We start from the raw sequence: 20,935 nt of genomic DNA, 5'->3' as shown, positions 1-20,935 counted from the left end.
GGGATCATCCGCAATCGATGCTGGTGATGGTGCCGGCCTCGTCCAGGCGGAAGACGACACGGTTGGGGACATAGACCTGCGCCTCGATCCCGCGATACTCGACGATGCGGTATTCGCGCGTCAGGCCAAGCGTCGGAATGACGCTGGAGGGCTTGCCGACCGCATCGGCGATCTTGGCGGCCCCGCAGAGGTCGGGCTTGCGCTCGGTCAGGCCGGTGATGCCCTGCGCGGGGGGCGGTGCGGGGTCCGAAACCGGGATCGGGGCCGGCATAGGGGTCGCCATGGCGGCGGCGGGCTGCGTCACGGGCTGGGGTGCCCCGTATCCGGCGGCGGGCGTATAGCCCGTGGGCGCGGCATAGCCCGTGGGTTGGCCATAGCCATAACCCGCTGCCTGACCGACGCCCTGAACCGGGGCGGTGGGGGGCATGCGCGTGCACCCTGCCAGCGAAGCTGCGCCAAGGGCCAGAATGGCGGCCCGCGAAATCCAAGAAATACGGATCATGTCCTGCTGTTCCCTGCCGACCCCTGCACGGGGCCTTGTTTTGTGACGACAATACGCCCCATCCCCCGACATGAGAACCCGCCGCGTGAATCACGTTTCGATCAGCGCAGGAATGTCACAGAGCCGCGTGCGGGCAGTTCAAAGGTGGCGGCGCATCCCGGATTGCCCTAGATTTGGGCAGCGACCAGAAAGCGCTGTCACCCAGGAGGAAAGCTGACATGGCCCACAGGACCTCGTTCCGCGAATCAGTCGAGAAGATGTTCACCCACGCCGCCGGTCTGATGGACCTGTCACCGGGGCTGGAGGAAAAGATCCGCGTCTGCAACTCGACCTATACGGTGCGCTTCGGGGTGCGGCTGCGCGGCCAGATCCACACCTTCACCGGCTATCGGTCGGTGCATTCCGAACATATGGAGCCGGTCAAGGGCGGCATCCGCTATTCGCTGGACGTGAACCAGGACGAGGTCGAGGCGCTGGCAGCCCTGATGACCTACAAATGCGCGCTGGTCGAGGTGCCCTTCGGCGGGTCCAAGGGCGGGCTGTGCATCGATCCGCGCGCCTGGAACGAGGACGAGCTGGAGCGCATCACCCGCCGCTTCACCTACGAGCTGTCGCGCCGCAACCTGATCTCGCCCAGCCAGAACGTTCCGGCCCCCGACATGGGCACGGGCGAACGCGAGATGGCGTGGATGGCCGATGCCTACAAGCGCCTGCACCCCGATGACATCAACGCCAAGGCCTGCGTCACCGGCAAGCCCAAGACGGCTGGCGGGATCGACGGTCGTGTCGAGGCGACGGGCCGTGGCGTGCAATACGCCCTGCGCGAGTTCTTCCGCCATGACGACGTGATGAAGCGTGCGGGCGTGGAAGGCACGCTGGCCGGCAAGCGCGTCATCGTGCAGGGCCTGGGCAACGTGGGCTATCACGCGGCGCAGTTCCTCTCGGCCGAGGACAAATGCCTGGTCACCTGCGTGATCGAGCGTGACGGCGCGATCGTGAACCCGCAGGGCATCAACATCGACGCCCTGCGCGGCCACATCCGCGCGACCGGCGGCGTCAAGGGCTTTGCCGGCGGCGATTATCGCGAGAACGGCCTGGCGATGCTGGAAGAGGAATGCGACATCCTGATCCCGGCCGCCGTCGAAAGCGTCATCCATTCCGACAATGCCGAACGCATCAAGACCAAGATCATCATCGAGGCCGCGAACGGTCCCGTCACCGCCAATGCCGACGCCATCCTGCGCCGCCGCGGCATCGTGATCATTCCCGACATGTATGCCAACGCCGGCGGTGTGACGGTGTCCTATTTCGAATGGGTCAAAAACCTGTCGCAAATCAGCCTCGGGCGTCTGGAACGCCGTCACGAAGAAGCCCGCGCCCGCATGCTGGTCGAGGAGTTGGAGCGCCTGTCCGCGGATACGGGCCTGAACTGGACCCTGTCGAAGGGCTTCAAGGAAAGCTTCCTGACCGGCGCGGACGAGTTGGAGCTGGTGCGTTCGGGTCTGGACGACACCATGCGCGAAAGCTTCATGAAGATGAAGGAGGTCTGGATGAACAACGCCAAGGTCGACGACATGCGCACGGCAGCCTATGTCGTGGCGATCCGTCGGATCTCGAACGTCTACAACTCGCTTGGGTTGTAAGGGCGGCGGGGGGCGCTGCCCCCCCCATCGCTGCGCGATGTCCCCCGGGGTATTTGCGCAACCCAGAAGATCAGTCGCGCGGGGCTGCCGCGCGTCTGAGACGGTCGTTGATGGCCGCGCCGAGGCCCTGTTCGGGGATGGGTGCGACCGAGATGGGGCGGCCCTGGGCGTCGGCCTTGCGCAGCATGTCGAAGAGGCGGGCGGCGGCCTGGGTCAGGTCGCCGGTTTCCGAGAGGCTGAAGGGGCCGGGCCTGCCGAAGGTGATATGCGTTTCGCCCGGTCGCGGCTGCGCGTTCAGGCGCAGGGCCGCGTTCGGGGCGTAGTGACTGGTGAGCTGGCCGGGGGCGCTTGGGGCGACGGGGTCGCCGTCGTGGCGGATCAGTGGCCTGCCCAGGGCGGCCTCGATCGCCTCGGCGGGGATGCCGCCGGGGCGCAGCAGGGTGGCGCGGCCATCGATCCAGCCGATGATGGTGGATTCGACGCCGACATTACAGGGGCCTGCATCCAGCACTGCCGCAATGCGACCATTCAGCCCGCCGTCGTCCGACAGGACATGATCGGCGCTGGTGGGGCTGATACGTCCGGAAGCATTGGCGGATGGTGCCGCCAGCGGGCCGCCGAAGTCGCGCAGCAGGGCGCGGGCGGCCGGATGGGCGGGAACGCGCAGGCCGATCGTGTCCAGCCCTGCCGTGACCAGCGATGCGATGCCCGCATCGGGGCGCAGCGGCAGGACCAGCGTCAGCGCGCCAGGCCAGAAGGCGCGGGCCAGCACCTGGGCCTGCGGGTGCATTTCGGCGATGGTGGCGACGGTTTCCGCATCGGGCAGGTGGACGATCAGCGGGTTGAAGCTGGGCCGCCCCTTCGCCTGATAGATGCGGGCCACGGCATCGCCGTTGCGGGCGTCGGCGGCAAGGCCATAGACGGTCTCGGTCGGGATGGCGACGGTCTGGCCAGCCCTCAGCAGCGCGCTGGCGCGTGATATGCCGTCTGCATCCGGGGTCAGTCGAAGGGTCTGCATGCGTGACGCGGGGTTTCGGTTGAGCCTGTCGGGATCGCGGCCCAAGATGCCGCTTGACCGTTCTGATAGTCGCGCCGGCCGGGGATGCCAAGGCGCTAGCGAGGAGGACTCGATGAGCTACAAGGCACCAGTCGAACAGATCGACTTTATCCTGAACCACGTCGTGCCCTTCGGCGATCTTGCCGGAACCGAACGCTTTGCCGAGGCCACCGCCGAAACCGCCACCGCCATCCTCTCCGAGGCGGGCAAGCTGGCGTCGAACGTGCTGGCCCCCCTGAACGGGGCGGGGGACGCGCATCCGGCGCGGTTGGAAAACGGTGTCGTGCGATCCTCGCCCGGGTTCGCCGAGGGCTTCCGCGCCATTGCCGAAGGGGGCTGGGTCGGTGTCTCGGCCGATCCGGAATATGGCGGGATGGGTCTGCCGCAGGCGCTGAACATGGCCGTGGCCGAGATGATGTCGGGCGCCTGCCTGGCGCTGCAGCTGAACCCCTTGTTGACCCAGGGCCAGATCGAGGCACTGGAGCATCACGCCAGCGACGAACTGAAGGCCGCCTATCTGCCCAAGCTGATCAGCGGCGAATGGTCGGGCACGATGAACCTGACCGAGCCGGGCGCAGGCAGCGACGTGGGCGCGCTGGTGACCAAGGCCGAACCTGCCGATGACGGCAGCTACCGGATCACGGGACAGAAGATCTATATCACCTGGGGCGACAGCGATGTGACGGACAACGTCTGCCACCTGGTGCTGGCGCGTCTGCCGGGCGCGGCCAAGGGCACGCGCGGCATCAGCCTGTTCATGGTGCCAAAGTTCCTGCCCGACGATCAGGGCAATCCCGGCGTCGCCAACGATCTGAAGGTCGTCAGCCTTGAGGAAAAGCTGGGCATCCACGGCAGCCCCACCTGCGTCATGAGCTTCGAGGGCGCAAAAGGCTGGTTGGTCGGTGCCGAACACAAGGGCATGGCCGCGATGTTCACCATGATGAACTGCGCCCGCCTTGGCGTCGGCATGCAGGGCATCGGCGTGGCCGAGGCGGCGCTGCAGAAGGCCGTCGCCTATGCCGTCGACCGCAACCAGATGGGGCCGATCATCCAGCACCCCGACGTGCGCCGCATGCTGGCCACCGCCCGGGCCGAGGTCTTTGCCGCCCGCGCCATCGGCCTGGCCTGCGCCACGGCCATCGACATGGCGCGCGCGACCGGCGACGCCGACCAGAATGCCCGCGCGGCCTTCCTGACGCCCATCGCCAAGGCCTATGGCACCGATGTCGGCATCCGCGTGTCGGACATGGGCGTGCAGGTCCATGGCGGCATGGGCTATGTCGAGGAGACGGGCGCCGCCCAGTACCTGCGCGATGTGCGCATCACCTCGATCTACGAGGGCACGAACGGCATCCAGGCGATGGATCTGGTCGGGCGCAAGCTGTCGGATGGGGGTGATGCCGCCATGCGCCTGCTGGACGAGGTGACGGATGGCGCCCGCGCCCTGCAAGCGGACCACCCTGAGATGGCCCATCAGTTGTGGCAGGCGGCGGAGACTTTGCGCGAGGCGACGCAGAGCCTGCTCGACAGCGACATGCCGGTGCGCTTTGCTGGTGCGGTCGCCTATCTGTCGGCCTTCGCCAGGGTTCTGGGCGGACATTACCACCTGCGGGCCGCGTCCAAGGGGAATGCCTCGCATGTGGCGCTGGCACAGGTCTTCATGGCCCGCGTCCTGCCCCGCCATGCCGGTGATCTGGCCGAGGCGCAGGCTGGCTTGGGCGATCTGACCGCCATCAGCGATGCCGCGCTGGCCGGCGATTTCGCCGCGTGATTCGAAACCCCTTCCCGGCGCCGCCCCCCGAGGGTGGCGCCGTCACCGTCGCCCCTGGCGTCCTGTGGATGCGGCTGCCGCTGCCGATGGCGCTGGATCACGTCAACGTCTATGCGCTGGACGATGGCGATGGCTGGACCATCGTCGATACCGGCTTCGACACGAAGCGCGCCCGTGCCATCTGGGCCAGCCTGCGCGACGGCCCCTTGCAGGGTCGGCGCATCAACCGCGTGATCGGCACGCATCATCATCCCGATCACGTCGGCCTGCTGGGCTGGTTCATGGCAACGGACGGTGCCGAGCTGCTGATGAGCCGCACGGCATGGCTGACCGCCCGCATGCTGACGCTGGACGAACAGGCTGCCGCAAGCCCCCAGCAGGTGGAATTTTGGCGCAAGGCCGGGATGCCCGCCGATATGCTGGAAACACGCGCCGCCGCCCGACCCTTCAACTTTGCCGATGTCGTGCATCCGCTGCCTGTGGGTTTCACCCGCCTTTCCGAAGGCGATGTGGTCGAATTCGGCCAGCGGCGCTGGCGTGTGGCGATGGGGCATGGGCATGCGCCCTGCCACGCCACCTTCTGGTCGCTGGAGGATGATCTGGTGATCGGGGGGGACCAGCTTCTGGCCTCGATCTCGCCCAACCTGGGGGTCTATCCGACCGAGCCTGCCGCCGATCCGGTGGGCGAATGGCTGGAAAGCTGCGCCCGCCTGTCGGGTCTGGCCCGCGACGATCAACTGGTGCTGGCCGGGCACAAGCTGCCCTTCACCGGGCTGCCCTTCCGCTTGCGCCAAATGACCGAAAACCACCATGCCGCCCTGAACCGTCTGACCGCCGCCCTGACCGTCGCGCCGCGCACGGCGGTCGGCTGCTTCGATCTGCTGTTCAAGCGCCGCATCGGGGAAGGGGAATTCGGCCTGGCCCTGGTCGAGGCGGTGGCCCATGTGAACCACCTGCATCGCGCCGGGGTGATCGCGCCTGTCGGCGAAAGCGACGGCGCGACGCTCTGGGGCGTGACAGGCGTCGAAACTTCCGCTAGTTCAGGAAAAAATGCCAACCTGAGGTGACGCAATGACCGAAAAACGCGACATGACCTACAGCACGCCCGGAACGATGGATATTTCCGAACAGCAGAAGACCTTCGCAGGCTTCATCCGTGCGACCATCTGGGTCGTCTGCCTGTCGCTGGCCGCGCTGGTCTTCATGGCGCTGACGAACGCCTGATCGCCATGAAAAGACGCGTCTTTCTGGCAGCCGCGCTGCCCACGGTGCTGGCTGCCTGCGGCGCCGACAATATCTGGGCCAGCGATGAACGGGTGCGGGCGGCGCGTTTCGTCTCGGACAGGCCGGCCTCGATCACGCTGCTGACCGTCATCGGCATCCCCCGCGGCGAGGGTGGGCATTCCGCCCTGCTGATCAACGGCAGCCAGCGCGTCATCTATGACCCGGCAGGCAGCTGGCGGCATCCCTACATCCCCGAACGCCATGACGTGCTTTACGGGATCACGGACAACTTCAAGAACTTCTACATCGATTACCACGCGCGTGAGACCTATTACGTGACCGAGGACACCGTCTTCGTCCCGCGTGAGGTCGCCGATATCGCCATTCGCCGGGCCGAGGAAAACGGGGCCGCCAACAAGAGCTTCTGCGCCGTGGAAACCGGCACCGTCCTGTCGGGCGTTCCGGGCTTTCAGGGGGCGCCGCGCGGGTTTTCGCCGCTGAAGCTGCGCAACTGGTTCCTGACGCTGCCCAACGTGCAGTCGCGCAAGAACATGGACGGCGATCCGGCCAACAATCACGACGTCCTTCTGCAGCAGAAGAACGGCACGATCACCGGCTATCCCAGAACGTAAAGCATCGCAAAAAGCGTGCTGCCGCCCGCCGCGATCGACAGCAGCACGTTCTTGGTCCAGACCCCCACGGCCACCGTCGCGGCCGCCGCCGCGATGCGCGAGGGGTCGGTTTCCCCGCCCGTCGCCGCAGGCCAGACGACCAGCGGCGCGACCAGCGCGGGCAGCACCGAGACCGGCGTATAGCGCAGCATCCGCATGACCCATTCGGGCAACTCGCGGTTGCCCAGGGCACCAAGGAAGGACCAGCGCAGCAGGAAGGTCCCGATGCCCAGGACGACGATGATCAGCCAGATCTGGAATTCCGATGCCTGCATGGTCATGCCTTTCCTTCGGTCCGCGCCTCGACGATGGCACCGGTGGCCATGCCAAGCGGTGCCGCGATCAGCAGGCCCAGCCCCGAAGGCAGCCACGCCAGCAGCAGTGCCGCGGTAATGGCCACGAAGCAGGCGGCCAGATGCGCCGTCGTGCGCAGCATCGGCGCGATCATCGCAAGGAAGGTGATCGGCAGCGCGAAATCCAGCGCGATGTCATCGGGGATCAGGTCGCCCAGTGTCGCACCTGCCCAGGTCGCCACCATCCACGGCACGCACAGCACCAGCGCCCCACCTGCGAAATAGGCCAGACGCTGTTGCAGCCCAAGACGCGGGTGGCGTTCGTAGTGCTGGATGGACAGCGCGAAGGTCTGGTCGATCAGCGCATAGGCGATCCATGCCTTCTGCCGTCCCGACGCCTCGCGCAGCCACGGCAGAAGCGATGCCGAATACATCGCCATCCGCAGGTTCACGGCCAGCGCCGACAGGATGATGACGATGGTCGGCGCATTGTCGGACAGAAGCTGCACGGCGGTGAACTGGGATGCACCCGCAAGGACCAGCACCGAAAAGCCCATGACCTGCGCGACGTTCAGACCGGCCTCGGTCGCGACGACGCCGAAGAGAACCGCAAAGGGAATGATGACGATCAGGAAGGGCAGCGATTGCGTGATGCCATACACGAAGGCCGCCCGCGGCGTGCGCGCCAGCGCCTTGGCCGAGGCGTCATCGGCGGGTGTCTGCCCATGCTGGGGCCGGGGTTCTGGTGTGGGTGACATGGCGCTTCCGTCTTGTCGCTGTTCGCGGCACCTTGCTTGCATGATGCGCAACCCGAGGCAAGCCGAAGGCCCACCTGATGTCGACGACCGGATTTTTGGTCCGATCCCTGCGCGGGTCCTGCCCGATGCGGCGGCCCTTTGGCGCGCCAGCTTCGGCGGGCGCGGCGATTGCGATCCGACACGGGGGCTGGCAGCGCTGGACGCGCAGGGTCGGGTGGCGGGCGTGATGGGGCTGCGCGACGGGCAGGGCGGCTTTCTGTTGCAGGGGGCGGGGTGGCGCGGCTGGCTCTACCGGTCTGCACCACCGACCCGTGATCTGGTCATCGACGGCATTGCCGTTGTCGATCGGCGTGCTGGGGTGGGGCGGGCATTGGTGCAGCATGCGCTGATGCTGGCGGGCCGGCGCGGCTTTCCGGGGCTGCGGGCCGAGGTTCGGTTGTCGAACCTCGGTGCATTGGCTTTCTACAGGGCGGTGGGGTTTCGGTCCGAAGGTCGCGGCCGCTATGGCCTGCCCTGGTGGGGGCAGGTCGAAGTGCTGCGCCGCGATGCGCCCCTTTAGCCGAAGGTCCCCGAGACGCGGCCCAGCAGCATGAAGGCCCGCGCGCTGCGGCTGTCGGCCAGGACCGAGATCTGCATGTCGTCCAGTTCCGGCACGATGCGTCCGATCAGCCCGTCGAAATGGCGCAGGAAATGCTGCGCCGTGTCGCGGAAGATCTCGTCCTGATCCAGCATGCCCGCTGCGATCTCCATGGCGTCGGCGTCATGGATGCCGCCCAATGCCGCGACCGCACTGCCACGTTCGCCATCGGCAAAGCGGCGCCAGACCTCGGGGCGGGCGGGTTCGGGGGGCAGGACGTCCATATAGACGTCGCGGCCCGCCAGAAGCGTCACCACGTCCTGCGCCGAGCGCAGGACGCGCGAATTCGCCGGATCCTTCAACGCCATGCGCAGGGCATCGATGGCCTCGTGATCGTCGGGACCGTCGGGGAAATTCAGCGCCCGGATCAGCGTGATGGCATCGACCGGAGGCCCCGAGGGGGCCTCGGCGCGGGCCGTCGGTTCGGGGACGGCCGCGCGGGGTCGCGTCGGCAGGGGCACGGGTCGCGGTGCCGCCGGCTGCGCGGGTTTGGCGGCAGGCTTGCGATCGGCAGAGGCAAAGGCTGGGGCGGGGGCCTCGTCGACCTCGTCCTGCGGGCCTTCTTCGGTCCCGCGCAGGCGGTTCAGATGCGACCGCAGTTCATCGGCCTCGGCGCGCAGGATGGCCACCTGGCGGGCCAGCGACACGCCCAGCCAGACCAGCGCCACCGGCAGGACAACCCCGGCCGAGGCGACCAGTCGCGCGATACCGCCGGCCGATCCCTCGCCGCCCGGGGCCAACAGCCAGAACAGGGCCACCAGGAACAGCCAGCCGCCCGTCAGCGCGAAGCCGACCGTGGTGATGCGATCGCGTGTCGCCAGGCTCGAGATGCGTGCAATCACCGACATATGGTCACTCGTACCGGATCTTGAGGATTTCGTAGGAGCGCTGGCCGCCGGGGGTGACGACCTCGACGCTGTCGCCCTCGTCCTTGCCGATCAGGGCGCGGGCCAGGGGCGAACGGACGTTCAGGCGGCCGTTCTCGATGTCGGCCTCGGCTTCGCCCACGATCTGATAGGTGCGTTCCTCGTCGGTGTCCTCGTCGACCAGCTCGACCGTGGCGCCGAACTTGATGCTGCCCGACAGCTTGGCGGGGTCGAAGACCTCGGCCCGCGACAGGATGCCCTCGATCTCCTTGATGCGGCCCTCGATGAAGCCCTGCTTTTCGCGGGCTGCATGATATTCGGCGTTTTCCGAAAGATCGCCGTGTTCGCGCGCCTCGGCGATGGCGCGGATGATCGCGGGACGCTCCTTCGATTTCAGGTGGCCCATCTCGCTCTCGAGCCGTTCACAGCCCTTGCGGGTCATCGGTATCTTATCCATCGCTGCCCTGTCCTTATGGGATGCGGTTTCCGTGCAAAACCTAAGGCAACGCCCCCGCCATTCGGATGGCAGGGGCGCTGAACCTTGTTCTTGGGCATCGTGACCTCAAATCGGGCAGCATTGCAAGCCTGCATGGTTCCACAGGCGGCAATCGGCCATCTCTTCGCGGCGTCACGATTGCCCCTGCCGAAAAGCCGCGCTAAGCCTCGGCCTGCCAGATTGTCAGGGAGGGCACCAGCGAATGACTGATCAAGCCGGGATCGAACGCGAATCGATGGAATACGATGTGGTGATCGTCGGCGCGGGACCGGCGGGCCTGTCGGCCGCCATCCGCCTGAAGCAGATCGACCCCGAGATTTCAGTCGTCGTTCTGGAAAAAGGGTCCGAGGTCGGCGCGCATATCCTGTCGGGGGCCGTTCTTGACCCCTCGGGCCTGTCGCGGCTGATCCCCGACTGGCAGGAAAAGGGCGCGCCGCTGAACACGCCCGTCACCGACGACAATTTCTTCGTGCTGGGCGAGGGCGGGCACATGCGCGTCCCGAACTGGCCGATGCCGCCCCTGATGTCGAACCACGGCAATTACATCGTCAGCATGGGCAACGTCTGCCGCTGGATGGCCGAACAGGCCGAGGAACTGGGCGTCGAGATCTTCCCCGGGATGGCCGCCAGCCAGGTTGTCTGGGACGGCGACCGGGTCAAGGGCGTGGTCGCGGGCGAATTCGGCAAGAACCCCGACGGCAGCATCGGCGACGGCTATGAGCCGGGGATGGAGCTGCACGGCAAATACGTCTTCATCGCCGAAGGCGTGCGCGGGTCCCTGGCCAAGGAGATCATGGGCCGCCTGAACCTGTCCGATGGCCACGACCCGCAGAAGTTCGGCCTGGGCATGAAGGAGATCTGGGAGGTCTCGCCCGAGAAATTCCAGAAGGGCCGCGTCATCCACACCATGGGCTGGCCGCTTGGCAAGAACGCGGGCGGCGGCAGCTTCATCTATCACATGGAGGACAACCAGGTCCTGGTCGGCTTCGTCGTCCACCTGAACTACCAGAACCCGCATCTGTATCCCTATATGGAATTCCAGCGCTTCAAGCACCATCCGATGGTCGCCGAGCTGCTGGAGGGCGGCAAGCGCATCAGCTATGGCGCGCGCGCCATCAGCGAGGGTGGCTGGCAGTCGCTGCCGCAGCTGTCCTTCGACGGTGGCCTGCTGCTGGGTTGTTCGGCAGGCATGGTCAACGTGCCGCGCATCAAGGGCAACCACAACGCCATGCATTCGGGTATCGAGGCCGCCGAGGCTGCCGCCGCCGCCCTGAAGGCGAACCGCGAGGGCGACCGGCTGGAGGATTACGACACCGCCGTGCGCGGCGGCGTGATCGGCAACGACCTCAAGAAGGTTCGCAACGTCAAGCCGATGTGGTCGCGCCTTGGCCTCTCGGCCAGCCTGATGCTGGGCGGCATCGACATGTGGGTGGCCAATGTCACCGGCTGGAACCCCTTCGGCACCTGGAAGCACGGCAAGACCGATGCCGCCGCCACCGGCAAGGCCAAGGATTACCCGAAGATCGACTATCCGCGCCCGGATGGAAAGCTGTCCTTCGACCGGCTGACGAACGTCGCCTTCAGCTTCACCAACCACGAGGAAAGCCAGCCCTGCCACCTGAAGCTGCGCGATCCTTCGGTGCCCATCGCGGTCAACCTGCCGGAATACGCCGAACCGGCGCAGCGTTACTGCCCCGCAGGCGTCTACGAAGTGGTCGAGGATGCCGACGGCCCACGCTTCGTCATCAACTTCCAGAACTGCGTCCACTGCAAGACCTGCGATATCAAGGACCCCAGCCAGAACATCGTCTGGACCACGCCGCAGGGCGGTGACGGGCCGAATTACCCGAACATGTGATGCACAGTTCAGGGTGGGGGCGTTGCGACGCCCCTGCCGGACAGCTAGGCTTGCGGAAACGCAAATGTGATTTCCGGAAGGCGCCTTCGTGACCCTGACCAAAATTCGCCCGGTTTCCTCGCGGCTGGCCCTGATTGCGGCCCTGATGTCGATGGCCGGCGGTTTGGCGATGCCCGCTTGGGCGCAGACCGAAACCCGCCCCGCCGCCCGTCCCGTCCACCAGGAAGACAGCGCCGAAAACGCCCCGCTGACGGAAGGTCTGGCCGGACCCTATCTGGCCGCGCGCCTTGCGACGGTGGACAATGATTTCCGCGCCGCCGCCCGGTATTTCGCCAAGGCCGCCGCCAAGGACCCTTCGGACAGCTATTTGCAGGACAGCGCGCTGGTGGCCCTGACATCGGCCGGAGACGTGGACCGGGCCGTCGCCATGGCCGACAGGCTGATCGCGCAGGACAATTATACCGAGCTGGCCGGCCTGGTTCATCGCGCCAAGCTGATCCGCGATGGTGAATGGGACGCGCTGATCGCCTTCATCGACGAACATCGCCAGCCGGGTGTGGCGCTGCAGGACGATCTGCTGGACGGCATCATCCGGGCCTGGGCCATGCTGGGGGCCGGTCGCGCCTCGGACGCGATGCAGGCCTTCGAGGAGATGGGGCAGAACGAAAGCATCCTGCCCATCGTGAACTATCATCTGGCGCTGGCCCGCGCGCTGGTCGGCGACTACGAGGCCGCAAGCACCCTGATGCAGGATTCCGAGGCGAACGGCCATCTGCTGGGCATCCAGTCGCAGGCGCAGATCCTGGCCCAGCTGGACCGCCGGGACGAGGCGCTGGCGCTTCTGGACAACCTGAACGGCGCCGATCAGGAACCCCAGCTTGTCGCCCTGCGCAAGCAGCTGGAAAGCGGTGATCCGATCGCCTTCGACGTCGTGTCCGGCCCCAGGGACGGCATCACGCATCTGCTGCTCTCATTCGCCTCGGCGCTGTCGGGCGGTGCCGATCCCGAACCCCTGTCGCTGATCCACGCGCGGCTGGCCGCCTGGATCACCCCCGATAATCCCGAGGCGCATCTGATGGTCGCCCAGTTCCTGCAGGAGCGCCAGCAGTTCGACCTGGCCGAGGCCGAGTTCGAGACGGTCCGCCGCATGGGCCAGATGCGCCCCCAGGCCGAGCTGTCGCGCATCGACGCGCTGGCACGTGCCGACCGGGCCGAGGCTGCCGAAAAAGCCGCCCTGGCCCTGACCGCCGCCTATCCCGACATGGCCCCCGCCTGGATCGCGCTTGGCGATGTCATGCGCCAGCAAGAGGAATACGAGGCTGCCATCCCCAGCTATGACAAGGCGCTAAAGTTGCTAGAAGATGCGCCCGATCAGGCCCGCTGGTTCCCGCTCTATGCCCGCGGTATCGCGCTGGAACGTGCTGGAATGTTCGACCGCGCCGAGGCCGACATGCTGGCCGCGCTGGAGATCCGCCCCGATCAGGCCAGCCTGCTGAACTATCTGGGCTATTCCTGGATCGACCGGAATGAAAATCTGGATCGCGCCTTGGCGATGATCGAAAAGGCGGTCAAGCTGTCGCCCGACGACGGCTATATTCAGGATTCGCTGGCCTGGGCCTATTACCGGCTTGGCCGTTATCAGGAAGCCGTTGCGCCGATGGAACTGGCCATCGGGACCATGGCCTCCGACCCGGTGGTGAACGACCACCTTGGCGACATCTACTGGATGGTCGGTCGCAAGCGCGAGGCGCAGATCCAGTGGAAGCGCGCCCTGTCGCTGGCCCCCGCCGGATCGGGCGAGGTCGATCTGGACCGCATCCGCGACAAGCTGGACCGCGGCCTGACCGCCGTCCTGCAGGATGAGGGCGACGAGGCCGAAACCCCGGTGCCCGAGACACCCGAACGCGACACCGACGCATCGGAATGACCGGGCCGGAACTGCATCTGGACGCGCCCGCCAAGCTGAACCTTGCGCTGCATGTGACGGGGCGGCGCGACGACGGCTATCACCTGCTGGATTCGCTGGTCTGCTTTACCGCAGTGGGCGACCGGATCACCCTGTCGCCCGGCCCGCTGTCGCTGTCGATCGACGGACCCTTCGGTGCGGGTCTGGCGGCCGATGACGACAACCTCTGCCTGCGCGCGGCGCGGCTGGCGGGGGGACAGGCGGCGATCCGGCTGACCAAGAAGCTGCCCGTCGCCTCGGGGATCGGGGGCGGTTCGGCCGATGCGGCGGCGGTCCTGCGCGGCATGGCGCGGATGGGGCATCCAATGCCGCAGCATCCCGAAGGCCTGGGGGCCGATGTGCCCGTCTGCATCGGATCGCGCGCCGCCCGCATGCAGGGCGTGGGCGAGGTCGTGACTCCGCTGCCCGATCTGCCGCCGCTGCATCTGGTGCTGGTCAATCCCGGCGTGGCCGTTTCGACGCCGCAGATCTTCGCCGGCATGACCCGCCGCGACAACCCGCCCCTGCCGCCGATCCCGACCTTCGCCGATGCACCCGCGCTGATCGACTGGCTGCACGGCACCCGCAACGACCTGCAGGAACCGGCCGCGACCGTTGCCCCGGTGATCGGGCAGGTGCTGGACGCGCTGACCGCATCAGGCGCCGCCTTCGCCCGCATGTCGGGCAGCGGTGCCACCTGCTTCGGCATCTTCGCCAGCGCCGCGTGGGCGGAAACCGCCGCTGCGACCCTTGCGCGCAACGGCTGGTGGGCGGTGGCGACCGAACTGGCGTCCCCGCCCGCAGCCCGCTAGACTGCGCCCGAACTCTTGCGGAGGATCCCATGCTGCGCCTTGGCGTCAATATCGACCACGTCGCCACCATTCGGAACGCCCGTGGCACCCCTTGGCCCGACCCCCTGCGCGCGGCCCGCATCGCCGAAAAGGCGGGCGCCGACGGCATCACCGCTCACCTGCGCGAGGATCGCCGCCATATCAGCGATGCCGATATCGACGCGCTGATGGCCAATCTGGACCTGCCGCTGAACCTGGAAATGGCAGCGACGCCCGAAATGCAGGCCATCGCCCTGCGTCACCGCCCCCATGCCGTCTGCCTCGTCCCCGAAAAGCGCGAGGAACGCACCACAGAAGGCGGGCTGGACGTCGCGGGCAATGAGGCCGCTTTGGCCGATTTCATCGCCCCCCTGCGCGAGGCCGGCTGCCGCGTCTCGCTGTTCATCGGCCATGAGGCCGAACAGATACGCGCCTCGGCCCGCATCGGTGCGGCGGTGGTCGAGCTGCACACCGGCGCCTATTGCGACTTCGACACCGAGGGCCGCCACGCCGAACGCGACGCGGAACTGGACGCCCTGCGCCAAGGTGCCGAACTGGCCGACAGCCTCGGCCTCGAGGTGCACGCCGGCCACGGCCTGACCTATGACACCGTCGCCCCCATCGCCGCGATCCCCCAGATCAAGGAACTGAACATCGGCCACTTCCTGATCGCGGAATCCGTCTTCCTGGGGCTGGACGGTGCGATCCGGGAAATGCACCGTCGAATGGCGAACGCCCGTGGGTGATTTCTCGGTTGTCCAAATATCCATGAACTCGCATCGGCAGCCCGCGCCATGATCCTCGGCATCGGGACCGACCTTGCGAATATCGACCGCATCCAAGGCACGCTGGACCGCTTCGGCGACCGCTTCCGCCATCGCGTCTTCACGGCCACCGAACTGTCCAAGGCCGCCCGCCGCGCCGATGAGGCGGGCACGCTGGCAAAGCGTTGGGCCGCGAAAGAGGCCTGCTCCAAGGCGCTTGGGACCGGGCTTGCCATGGGGATCAGCTGGCGCGACATGGCGGTGACGAACCTGCGCAGCGGCCAGCCGGTCATGGCGCTGACGGGATGGGCCGCCGAAAAGCTGGCGGCTATGACGCCCGCGGGACATCACGCGGTCGTGCATGTCACCCTGACCGACGATCACCCCTGGGCGCAGGCTTTCGTGGTCATCGAGGCCCGCCCCGGACCCGCCCAGACTTGACTTTGCCCCCCATGGCGGATCAAGAACACGCCTGTGCAGGCAGGCTGCGCAAGCGCCAGGAAGGAACGGACACATCATGGCCGACAGTACGGTCCCGAAAAAGGACGGCATCTGGGAAACGATCAAGACCGTCTTCTGGGCGCTTGTCATCGCGGGCATCTTCCGCACGCTGTTCTTCCAGCCCTTCTGGATTCCCTCGGGCAGCATGAAGGACACGCTGCTGATCGGCGACTTCCTGTTCGTGAACAAGATGGCCTATGGCTATGCGGCCGTGTCCTGCCCCTTTGCCGCCTGCCCGATCTCGGGGCGTATCCTTGGGTCCGATCCAGAACGCGGCGATGTCGTGGTCTTCCGCCACCCGACCCGCAACGTCGATTTCATCAAGCGTGTCATCGGCCTGCCCGGCGACACCATCCAGATGCGCGGCGGCCGCCTGTGGCTGAACGGCGAGGAAGTGCCCGTCACCCCCGCCCCCGATTTCGTCGAGACGAAGGAACAGCAGGGCCCGCAGGGTCTGGTGCCCCGTTGCATCAACGATCCGGTGGCCCAGGGCGACGACTGCATCAAGCAGCGCTTCACCGAGGAACTGCCGGGCGGCGTCAGCCATTCCATCCTCAACATCGTCGATGGCTGGGTGGCCGATGACACCCCCACTTTCACCGTTCCCGAAGGCCAGTATTTCTTCATGGGCGACAACCGCGACAATTCCGAGGATTCGCGCTTCCCGCAGGAAATCGGCGGTCTGGGCTTCGTCCCCGCCGAATATCTGATCGGTCGCGCCGACCGTATCATGTTCTCCTCGGCCGGGCGGTCGCTACTGTATTTCTGGACTTGGCGTCCGGACCGCTTCTTCAAGGCGGTGGAGTGACCCCCGGCGCCGACATCCGCGCCTTCATGGACCGCTTGGGCCACGACTTCGCGCGGCCCGAACTGCTGCTGCGCGCGCTGACCCACGGCTCGATCGCCAGCGTGACGCGCCCCGACAACCAGCGCCTGGAATTCCTGGGCGACCGGGTACTGGGGCTGGTCATCTCGGAAGCCTTGTTCTTTGCCGACGAACAGGCCAGCGAAGGCCAGATGGCCCCGCGCTACAACGCCCTGGTCAAGGGCGAGACCTGCGCCGCCATCGCCCGCCAGATCGGCCTGGGCGAGGTTTTGAAGCTGGGCCGTTCGGAAATGCTGTCGGGCGGTCGTCGCAAGGATGCGCTGCTGGCCGACGGGATGGAGGCCGTGCTGGCCGCCGTCTATCTGGACGCCGGCTATGACACCGCGCGCAAGATCGTGCTGCGCCATTGGAAGCACCGCCTTGATACCGTCGAGGCCGACAGCCGCGATGCCAAGACCGCGCTGCAGGAATGGGCGCAGTCGCAGGGCATGCCGCCCCCCGTCTATGAACAGACCGAGCGCAGCGGCCCCGACCACGCGCCGGTCTTCCGCATCACCGTCCGCCTGGCCGACGGGCGTCACGCCCAATCGCAGGGCGCAGGAACCAAACGCAGCATCGAACAGGCCGCCGCACAGGCGTTGCTGGCCCGGCTGGAAGGAACGACATGACACAGGATCTGGACCCGACCGACACCCCCGAGGATCACGGCCCGACCCGCGCCGGCTTCATCGCGCTGATCGGTGAACCCAATGCCGGCAAATCGACGCTGCTGAACCAGATGGTCGGCGCCAAGGTCGCCATCGTCACCCACAAGGTCCAGACCACCCGCGCCCGCATCCGCGGCATCGCCGTCAACGGCCCCGCGCAGCTGGTCTTCGTCGACACGCCGGGCATCTTCCGCCCCAAGCGCCGCCTCGACCGCAGCATGGTCGCCGCCGCATGGGGGGGCGCATCGGACGCCGACATCGTTCTTCTGCTGATCGAGGCGCATCGCGGGCTGACCGAGGGCGTGCAGGCCATCATGGAGCAGCTGGCCGAGGTTGCCGAACACACCCCCGTCGCGCTGGTCATCAACAAGATCGACCGTGTCAAGGCCGAGGCCCTGCTGGAGCTCTCGGCCAAGATGAACGCGGCCTTCCCCTTCGTGGAAACCTTCATGATCTCGGCCGAGCGTGGCCACGGCTGCGGCGGGTTGCGCCGCTGGCTGTCGGAAACGCTGCCGCTCAGCCCCTGGCTCTACCCCGAGGATCAGATCGCCGATCTGCCAATGCGCATGATCGCCGCCGAGATCACCCGCGAAAAGCTGACCCTGCGCCTGCACGAGGAGATCCCCTATCAGCTGACGGTGGAAACCGAAGCCTGGGAGGAGAAGAAGGACGGCAGCGCCCGGGTCGAGCAGGTCGTCTATGTCGCGCGACAGGGCCACAAGGGTATCGTCCTTGGCAAGGGCGGCGAGACGATCAAGGCCGTGGGCCAGGCCGCGCGGGTCGAGCTGGAGGAATTCATGGGCCGCCGCTGCCACCTGTTCCTGCAGGTCCGCGTCCGCGAGAACTGGCTGAATGAGGCCGAGCGCTATGACGAGATCGGCCTGAACTTCCGCGACGGGAATGCCTGAGGCACGGCTGGCGGCGGGCATCTGGGTGTCCGCCTATCTGGCCCGTCTGGGTCTTGCCAACATCCCCGCCTATGTCACCGCGCGGGGTGATGACTCCGCTGGTGCGATCGCGGTGAAATGCGCGCGGTTGGACGGGCAGGCGGACCTTTGGATGCGCGAATGGGACATGGACAGCGACACCCGTCCCTGGGTCCGCACGCAGTCCGGCCCCGAGCCCGAGATCGACGCCGCCATCGCCCGGCAGCGGTCCCGCGACCCCGACCTGTGGGTTCTTGAGCTCGAGAGCCGCGACGGCACCACCCTGCTGGATCAGGACGGGCTGTTCTAAGTTCTGGCGCGGTTGCGGATTGCAGAATATGCACATGGCATGAGCAGCATCCCCGATCCCCAGACCGATTCGCCCAAGGGCCTGATCTTCGCCATCGCGGCCTATGTGATCTGGGGCGTGCTGCCGATCTTCATGAAGGCGCTGTCGCATCTGCCCGCAGCCGAGATCATCGCCCATCGCGTGCTGTGGTCGCTGCCCATCGCGGCGGGCGTGCTGATCTGGCAGGGCCGCACTGCCGAGGTTCGCGCCGCCCTGCGAACCCCGCGCCTGCTGGGGATGGCGGCCATCACGGCCATCCTGATCTCGGTCAACTGGATGATCTATGTCTGGGCCATCGCCAATGATCACGCGCTGGATGCGGCGCTTGGCTATTACATTAACCCGCTGTTCAGCGTGTTTCTGGGGGCGACGCTGCTGCGCGAACGCCTGTCGCGCGGACAGATGGCAGCCATCGCGCTGGCGGCCTGCGCGGTCATCATCCTGACGGTCAGCGCAGGCAGTCTGCCCATCGTTGCGGTGGGGCTGACGCTCAGCTGGGGGATGTATGCCTATTGCAAGAAGAGTTTGCCGCTTGGACCCAACCAGGGCTTCACGCTCGAGGTGCTGCTGCTGAGCCCGCTGGCCGCCGGTTTCCTGATCTGGCAGGCCATGCAGGGACAGGCGCATTTCGGGACAGGGGGCTTCGACACGCTGATGCTGATCGGCTGCGGGCCTGTCACCGCGATCCCGCTGCTGTTCTATGCCAATGGCGCCAAGCTGATCCGGCTGTCGACCATCGGCATCCTGCAATACATCGCGCCGACGATGATCTTCCTCTGCGCGGTCGTGCTGTTCCGTGAACCCTTCGAGGGTGCCCGCCTGGTCGCCTTCCCGATGATCTGGGCGGCGCTGGTCGTCTATACCGCGACCTTGGTGGGCCAGGCCCGCCGCCGTCGCCGGGCCGTCGCCCCTACAGCTGCCCGCATCCAGTAAGGTCTTGCGCTGGCCGATCTTCTTTAAAGAACACGGAAGCCGATGCGGACTTGCAAAGGCGTTTCGCCCGAGCCTCTGGTCCTGCAGCGCGCCATGTCGCAAGCTGCCACCATGATCGGAGGCGGTGATGGAATGGCAGGCTGAAGGAACGGTGATCGCGCGCCGCACCCATGGCGAAACGGCGGTGATCATCGACGTGCTGACGATGGAACACGGCCGCCACGCGGGCGTGGTTCCGGGGGGCACCTCGCGGACGCGGGCGGCGATGCTGCAACCGGGGTCGCGGCTGTCGCTGCGCTGGCGGGCGCGGCAGGCCGATCAGCTGGGCACGATCACGGCCGAACCCTTGCGCCTGCGTCCCGGCCTGATGGGCGATGCGCTGTCGCTGGCCGGGCTGAACGCTATCTGCGCGCTGCTGGTCTTTGCCCTGCCCGAACGCGACCCGCATCCGCGCCTGGTCCAGCAGACCGAGGCGCTTCTGGACCTGATCGAGGCGGGGGGCGACTGGCCGCCCCTCTATCTGGCGTGGGAGATGCGCCTGCTGGACGAGATGGGCTTCGGGTTGGACCTGTCGGCCTGCGCGGTGACGGGGGCACGCGACGGCCTGGCTTTCGTCAGCCCCAGATCGGGCCGCGCGGTCAGCCGTGAAGGCGCGGGGGAATGGGCGGACCGCCTGTTTCCGCTGCCCGCCATCATGGGGGGCGCACGAACGAACCAGGATCACGGTCTACACGAGGGTCTGGCGATCACCGGGCATTTCCTGGAAAACCGCCTGGGGGCCGAACTGGTGGGCCGTCATCTGCCCGCCGCCCGGGATCGTCTGGTCAAGCGGCTGGCCCGCGGTCCGGGCCAGCCGCCTAGGTGATCACTCGTTTCCGCGCGCAGCCGACAGGGCGTCGGTCTGCAGGTTGGCCGGACGACCGCTTTCGAAGATCAGCCAGGTCGGACCCTTGATGCGCAGGACGCCGCCGTAATACTCCATCACGTTGGCCTGCTGAAGCGCGTTGAAGAAGCGCTGCTCGACGGCGGCATCCTTGCAGTCGGTGACGCCGGTGGTCTGCAGCGGCTCGAATGCGATGGCGGGCAGCTGGGCGGTGTTCTTGGCGGCATAGCCGTTGCACGGCCCGCGGCCCGACACGCCTTCGGGGCGCACGGTGATGGTGATGTTGCGCAGCGGCACGGTGCCATTGGCGATGCCGACCAGCACATAGTCGTTGGCCGGGATGCCGCCCATCGGATCGCCCGCGGGCTGCTGGGCGCAGGCGGCAAGGGTCAGCGTCGCGGCGGCAGCGGCGAGGAAGGCGGGGCGAAGGGTGAACGACATGGCGGGCTCCTTGGGAGGGAATTCGAAACTGACCTGAAATAACCCTAATCCGCA

24 protein-coding genes are annotated in these 20,935 nt (G+C 67.1%); 17 read left to right on the top strand and 7 right to left on the bottom strand.

Annotated features, from left to right (window positions below):
• Window positions 1–4 precede the first annotated feature (4 nt).
• Window positions 5–502, bottom strand: a complete 498-nt coding sequence (locus DDE75_RS08360; RefSeq protein WP_162798955.1) for a hypothetical protein — start codon at window positions 500–502, stop codon at window positions 5–7.
• A gap of 218 nt (window positions 503–720) precedes the next feature.
• On the opposite strand from DDE75_RS08360, the gene DDE75_RS08355 reads away from it, so the two are divergent.
• Complete coding sequence (locus tag DDE75_RS08355; RefSeq protein ID WP_108501916.1) at window positions 721–2,145, top strand: Glu/Leu/Phe/Val family dehydrogenase; 1,425 nt, start codon at window positions 721–723, stop codon at window positions 2,143–2,145.
• 70 nt (window positions 2,146–2,215) lie between these two features.
• Here DDE75_RS08355 and DDE75_RS08350 read toward each other — a convergent pair whose 3' ends face one another.
• Entirely contained in the window at window positions 2,216–3,163 is a 948-nt protein-coding gene (locus tag DDE75_RS08350) for an L-threonylcarbamoyladenylate synthase (RefSeq protein ID WP_108501915.1), read from the bottom strand.
• A 112-nt stretch (window positions 3,164–3,275) separates the two neighbouring features.
• On the opposite strand from DDE75_RS08350, the gene DDE75_RS08345 reads away from it, so the two are divergent.
• Genes DDE75_RS08345 through DDE75_RS08330 form a run of 4 tightly spaced genes read left to right on the top strand, consistent with a single transcriptional unit; the run spans window position 3,276 to window position 6,829 of the window.
• A complete protein-coding gene (locus tag DDE75_RS08345; RefSeq protein WP_108501914.1) occupies window positions 3,276–4,973 on the top strand; it encodes an acyl-CoA dehydrogenase in 1,698 nt (565 codons plus the stop codon).
• Entirely contained in the window at window positions 4,970–6,040 is a 1,071-nt protein-coding gene (locus DDE75_RS08340; RefSeq protein WP_245894668.1) for an MBL fold metallo-hydrolase, read from the top strand. Before DDE75_RS08345 ends, DDE75_RS08340 begins: the two co-directional genes overlap by 4 nt.
• Window positions 6,041–6,044: 4 nt before the next feature.
• The gene (locus DDE75_RS08335) at window positions 6,045–6,197 is read left to right on the top strand and encodes an aa3-type cytochrome c oxidase subunit IV (RefSeq protein ID WP_108501913.1); all 153 of its coding nucleotides are present in this window, start codon (window positions 6,045–6,047) and stop codon (window positions 6,195–6,197) included.
• 5 nt (window positions 6,198–6,202) lie between these two features.
• Window positions 6,203–6,829 (top strand): hypothetical protein, encoded by a 627-nt coding sequence (locus tag DDE75_RS08330; RefSeq protein WP_108501912.1) that lies wholly within the window; start codon window positions 6,203–6,205, stop codon window positions 6,827–6,829.
• Here the strand turns inward: DDE75_RS08330 and DDE75_RS08325 are convergent.
• Both DDE75_RS08325 and DDE75_RS08320 read right to left on the bottom strand, forming a co-directional pair.
• Window positions 6,814–7,143 (bottom strand): AzlD domain-containing protein, encoded by a 330-nt coding sequence (locus tag DDE75_RS08325; protein WP_108501911.1) that lies wholly within the window; start codon window positions 7,141–7,143, stop codon window positions 6,814–6,816. The genes DDE75_RS08330 and DDE75_RS08325 overlap by 16 nt on opposite strands.
• 2 nt (window positions 7,144–7,145) lie before the next feature.
• A complete protein-coding gene (locus DDE75_RS08320) occupies window positions 7,146–7,919 on the bottom strand; it encodes an AzlC family ABC transporter permease (protein WP_108501910.1) in 774 nt (257 codons plus the stop codon).
• 40 nt (window positions 7,920–7,959) lie between these two features.
• Between DDE75_RS08320 and DDE75_RS08315 the strand changes: the two genes are divergently transcribed.
• A complete protein-coding gene (locus DDE75_RS08315) occupies window positions 7,960–8,478 on the top strand; it encodes a GNAT family N-acetyltransferase (RefSeq protein WP_211659315.1) in 519 nt (172 codons plus the stop codon).
• Here the strand turns inward: DDE75_RS08315 and DDE75_RS08310 are convergent.
• Both DDE75_RS08310 and greA read right to left on the bottom strand, forming a co-directional pair.
• Window positions 8,475–9,404 carry a hypothetical protein gene (locus DDE75_RS08310; RefSeq protein ID WP_108501909.1) on the bottom strand — a complete coding sequence of 310 codons (930 nt, stop codon included), beginning with the start codon at window positions 9,402–9,404 and terminating at the stop codon, window positions 8,475–8,477. The two genes, DDE75_RS08315 and DDE75_RS08310, sit on opposite strands and share 4 nt — an antisense overlap.
• 4 nt (window positions 9,405–9,408) lie before the next feature.
• Window positions 9,409–9,879 carry a transcription elongation factor GreA gene (gene greA / locus DDE75_RS08305; protein ID WP_108501908.1) on the bottom strand — a complete coding sequence of 157 codons (471 nt, stop codon included), beginning with the start codon at window positions 9,877–9,879 and terminating at the stop codon, window positions 9,409–9,411.
• A 241-nt stretch (window positions 9,880–10,120) separates the two neighbouring features.
• Between greA and DDE75_RS08300 the strand changes: the two genes are divergently transcribed.
• The 11 genes from DDE75_RS08300 to recO all read left to right on the top strand — a co-directional run bounded on the left by DDE75_RS08300 (window position 10,121) and on the right by recO (window position 20,422).
• Window positions 10,121–11,776: an electron transfer flavoprotein-ubiquinone oxidoreductase gene (locus tag DDE75_RS08300; protein WP_108501907.1), complete on the top strand. Its 1,656-nt coding sequence runs from the start codon at window positions 10,121–10,123 to the stop codon at window positions 11,774–11,776.
• 88 nt (window positions 11,777–11,864) lie between these two features.
• Entirely contained in the window at window positions 11,865–13,703 is a 1,839-nt protein-coding gene (locus tag DDE75_RS08295) for a tetratricopeptide repeat protein (protein WP_108501906.1), read from the top strand.
• The gene (locus DDE75_RS08290; protein WP_108501905.1) at window positions 13,700–14,533 is read left to right on the top strand and encodes a 4-(cytidine 5'-diphospho)-2-C-methyl-D-erythritol kinase; all 834 of its coding nucleotides are present in this window, start codon (window positions 13,700–13,702) and stop codon (window positions 14,531–14,533) included. The genes DDE75_RS08295 and DDE75_RS08290 overlap by 4 nt, the downstream gene beginning before the upstream one ends.
• 29 nt (window positions 14,534–14,562) lie before the next feature.
• Entirely contained in the window at window positions 14,563–15,297 is a 735-nt protein-coding gene (locus DDE75_RS08285) for a pyridoxine 5'-phosphate synthase (protein WP_108501904.1), read from the top strand.
• Window positions 15,298–15,345: 48 nt separating this feature from the next.
• Window positions 15,346–15,756: a holo-ACP synthase gene (gene acpS, locus DDE75_RS08280; RefSeq protein ID WP_108501903.1), complete on the top strand. Its 411-nt coding sequence runs from the start codon at window positions 15,346–15,348 to the stop codon at window positions 15,754–15,756.
• Between the two features lie 76 nt (window positions 15,757–15,832).
• The gene (gene lepB, locus DDE75_RS08275; RefSeq protein WP_108501902.1) at window positions 15,833–16,624 is read left to right on the top strand and encodes a signal peptidase I; all 792 of its coding nucleotides are present in this window, start codon (window positions 15,833–15,835) and stop codon (window positions 16,622–16,624) included.
• A 26-nt stretch (window positions 16,625–16,650) separates the two neighbouring features.
• Window positions 16,651–17,310 carry a ribonuclease III gene (rnc, locus tag DDE75_RS08270; RefSeq protein WP_418304180.1) on the top strand — a complete coding sequence of 220 codons (660 nt, stop codon included), beginning with the start codon at window positions 16,651–16,653 and terminating at the stop codon, window positions 17,308–17,310.
• Entirely contained in the window at window positions 17,307–18,257 is a 951-nt protein-coding gene (era, locus tag DDE75_RS08265; protein WP_108501900.1) for a GTPase Era, read from the top strand. The genes rnc and era overlap by 4 nt, the downstream gene beginning before the upstream one ends.
• A complete protein-coding gene (locus DDE75_RS08260; protein WP_108501899.1) occupies window positions 18,250–18,585 on the top strand; it encodes a DUF1491 family protein in 336 nt (111 codons plus the stop codon). The genes era and DDE75_RS08260 overlap by 8 nt, the downstream gene beginning before the upstream one ends.
• 39 nt (window positions 18,586–18,624) lie before the next feature.
• Window positions 18,625–19,557 carry an EamA family transporter RarD gene (rarD, locus tag DDE75_RS08255; RefSeq protein WP_108501898.1) on the top strand — a complete coding sequence of 311 codons (933 nt, stop codon included), beginning with the start codon at window positions 18,625–18,627 and terminating at the stop codon, window positions 19,555–19,557.
• Between the two features lie 124 nt (window positions 19,558–19,681).
• Window positions 19,682–20,422 (top strand): DNA repair protein RecO, encoded by a 741-nt coding sequence (gene recO, locus DDE75_RS08250; RefSeq protein WP_162798952.1) that lies wholly within the window; start codon window positions 19,682–19,684, stop codon window positions 20,420–20,422.
• Here the strand turns inward: recO and DDE75_RS08245 are convergent, their stop codons facing one another.
• Complete coding sequence (locus DDE75_RS08245; protein WP_108501896.1) at window positions 20,423–20,881, bottom strand: META domain-containing protein; 459 nt, start codon at window positions 20,879–20,881, stop codon at window positions 20,423–20,425.
• Window positions 20,882–20,935 lie beyond the last annotated feature (54 nt).

Source organism: Paracoccus indicus, from assembly GCF_003056335.1.
Classification (GTDB): Bacteria; Pseudomonadota; Alphaproteobacteria; order Rhodobacterales; family Rhodobacteraceae; genus Paracoccus; species Paracoccus indicus.
This window is presented reverse-complemented; position numbering and strand designations above follow the sequence as displayed.

Excerpts from the sequence above, each read along its gene's own strand:
- DDE75_RS08325 (WP_108501911.1), bottom strand. The coding sequence starts at position 7,143 with ATGCAGGCATCGGAATTCCAGATCTGGCTGATCATCGTCGTCCTGGGC.
- DDE75_RS08350 (WP_108501915.1), bottom strand. The coding sequence starts at position 3,163 with ATGCAGACCCTTCGACTGACCCCGGATGCAGACGGCATATCACGCGCC.
- DDE75_RS08320 (WP_108501910.1), bottom strand. The coding sequence starts at position 7,919 with ATGTCACCCACACCAGAACCCCGGCCCCAGCATGGGCAGACACCCGCC.
- rnc (WP_418304180.1), top strand. The coding sequence starts at position 16,651 with ATGGACCGCTTGGGCCACGACTTCGCGCGGCCCGAACTGCTGCTGCGC.
- DDE75_RS08310 (WP_108501909.1), bottom strand. The coding sequence starts at position 9,404 with ATGTCGGTGATTGCACGCATCTCGAGCCTGGCGACACGCGATCGCATC.
- DDE75_RS08285 (WP_108501904.1), top strand. The coding sequence starts at position 14,563 with ATGCTGCGCCTTGGCGTCAATATCGACCACGTCGCCACCATTCGGAAC.
- greA (WP_108501908.1), bottom strand. The coding sequence starts at position 9,879 with ATGGATAAGATACCGATGACCCGCAAGGGCTGTGAACGGCTCGAGAGC.
- DDE75_RS08300 (WP_108501907.1), top strand. The coding sequence starts at position 10,121 with ATGACTGATCAAGCCGGGATCGAACGCGAATCGATGGAATACGATGTG.
- DDE75_RS08345 (WP_108501914.1), top strand. The coding sequence starts at position 3,276 with ATGAGCTACAAGGCACCAGTCGAACAGATCGACTTTATCCTGAACCAC.
- DDE75_RS08360 (WP_162798955.1), bottom strand. The coding sequence starts at position 502 with ATGATCCGTATTTCTTGGATTTCGCGGGCCGCCATTCTGGCCCTTGGC.
- DDE75_RS08355 (WP_108501916.1), top strand. The coding sequence starts at position 721 with ATGGCCCACAGGACCTCGTTCCGCGAATCAGTCGAGAAGATGTTCACC.
- lepB (WP_108501902.1), top strand. The coding sequence starts at position 15,833 with ATGGCCGACAGTACGGTCCCGAAAAAGGACGGCATCTGGGAAACGATC.
- rarD (WP_108501898.1), top strand. The coding sequence starts at position 18,625 with ATGAGCAGCATCCCCGATCCCCAGACCGATTCGCCCAAGGGCCTGATC.
- DDE75_RS08245 (WP_108501896.1), bottom strand. The coding sequence starts at position 20,881 with ATGTCGTTCACCCTTCGCCCCGCCTTCCTCGCCGCTGCCGCCGCGACG.
- DDE75_RS08330 (WP_108501912.1), top strand. The coding sequence starts at position 6,203 with ATGAAAAGACGCGTCTTTCTGGCAGCCGCGCTGCCCACGGTGCTGGCT.
- acpS (WP_108501903.1), top strand. The coding sequence starts at position 15,346 with ATGATCCTCGGCATCGGGACCGACCTTGCGAATATCGACCGCATCCAA.
- era (WP_108501900.1), top strand. The coding sequence starts at position 17,307 with ATGACACAGGATCTGGACCCGACCGACACCCCCGAGGATCACGGCCCG.
- DDE75_RS08335 (WP_108501913.1), top strand. The coding sequence starts at position 6,045 with ATGACCGAAAAACGCGACATGACCTACAGCACGCCCGGAACGATGGAT.
- DDE75_RS08260 (WP_108501899.1), top strand. The coding sequence starts at position 18,250 with ATGCCTGAGGCACGGCTGGCGGCGGGCATCTGGGTGTCCGCCTATCTG.
- DDE75_RS08290 (WP_108501905.1), top strand. The coding sequence starts at position 13,700 with ATGACCGGGCCGGAACTGCATCTGGACGCGCCCGCCAAGCTGAACCTT.
- DDE75_RS08315 (WP_211659315.1), top strand. The coding sequence starts at position 7,960 with ATGATGCGCAACCCGAGGCAAGCCGAAGGCCCACCTGATGTCGACGAC.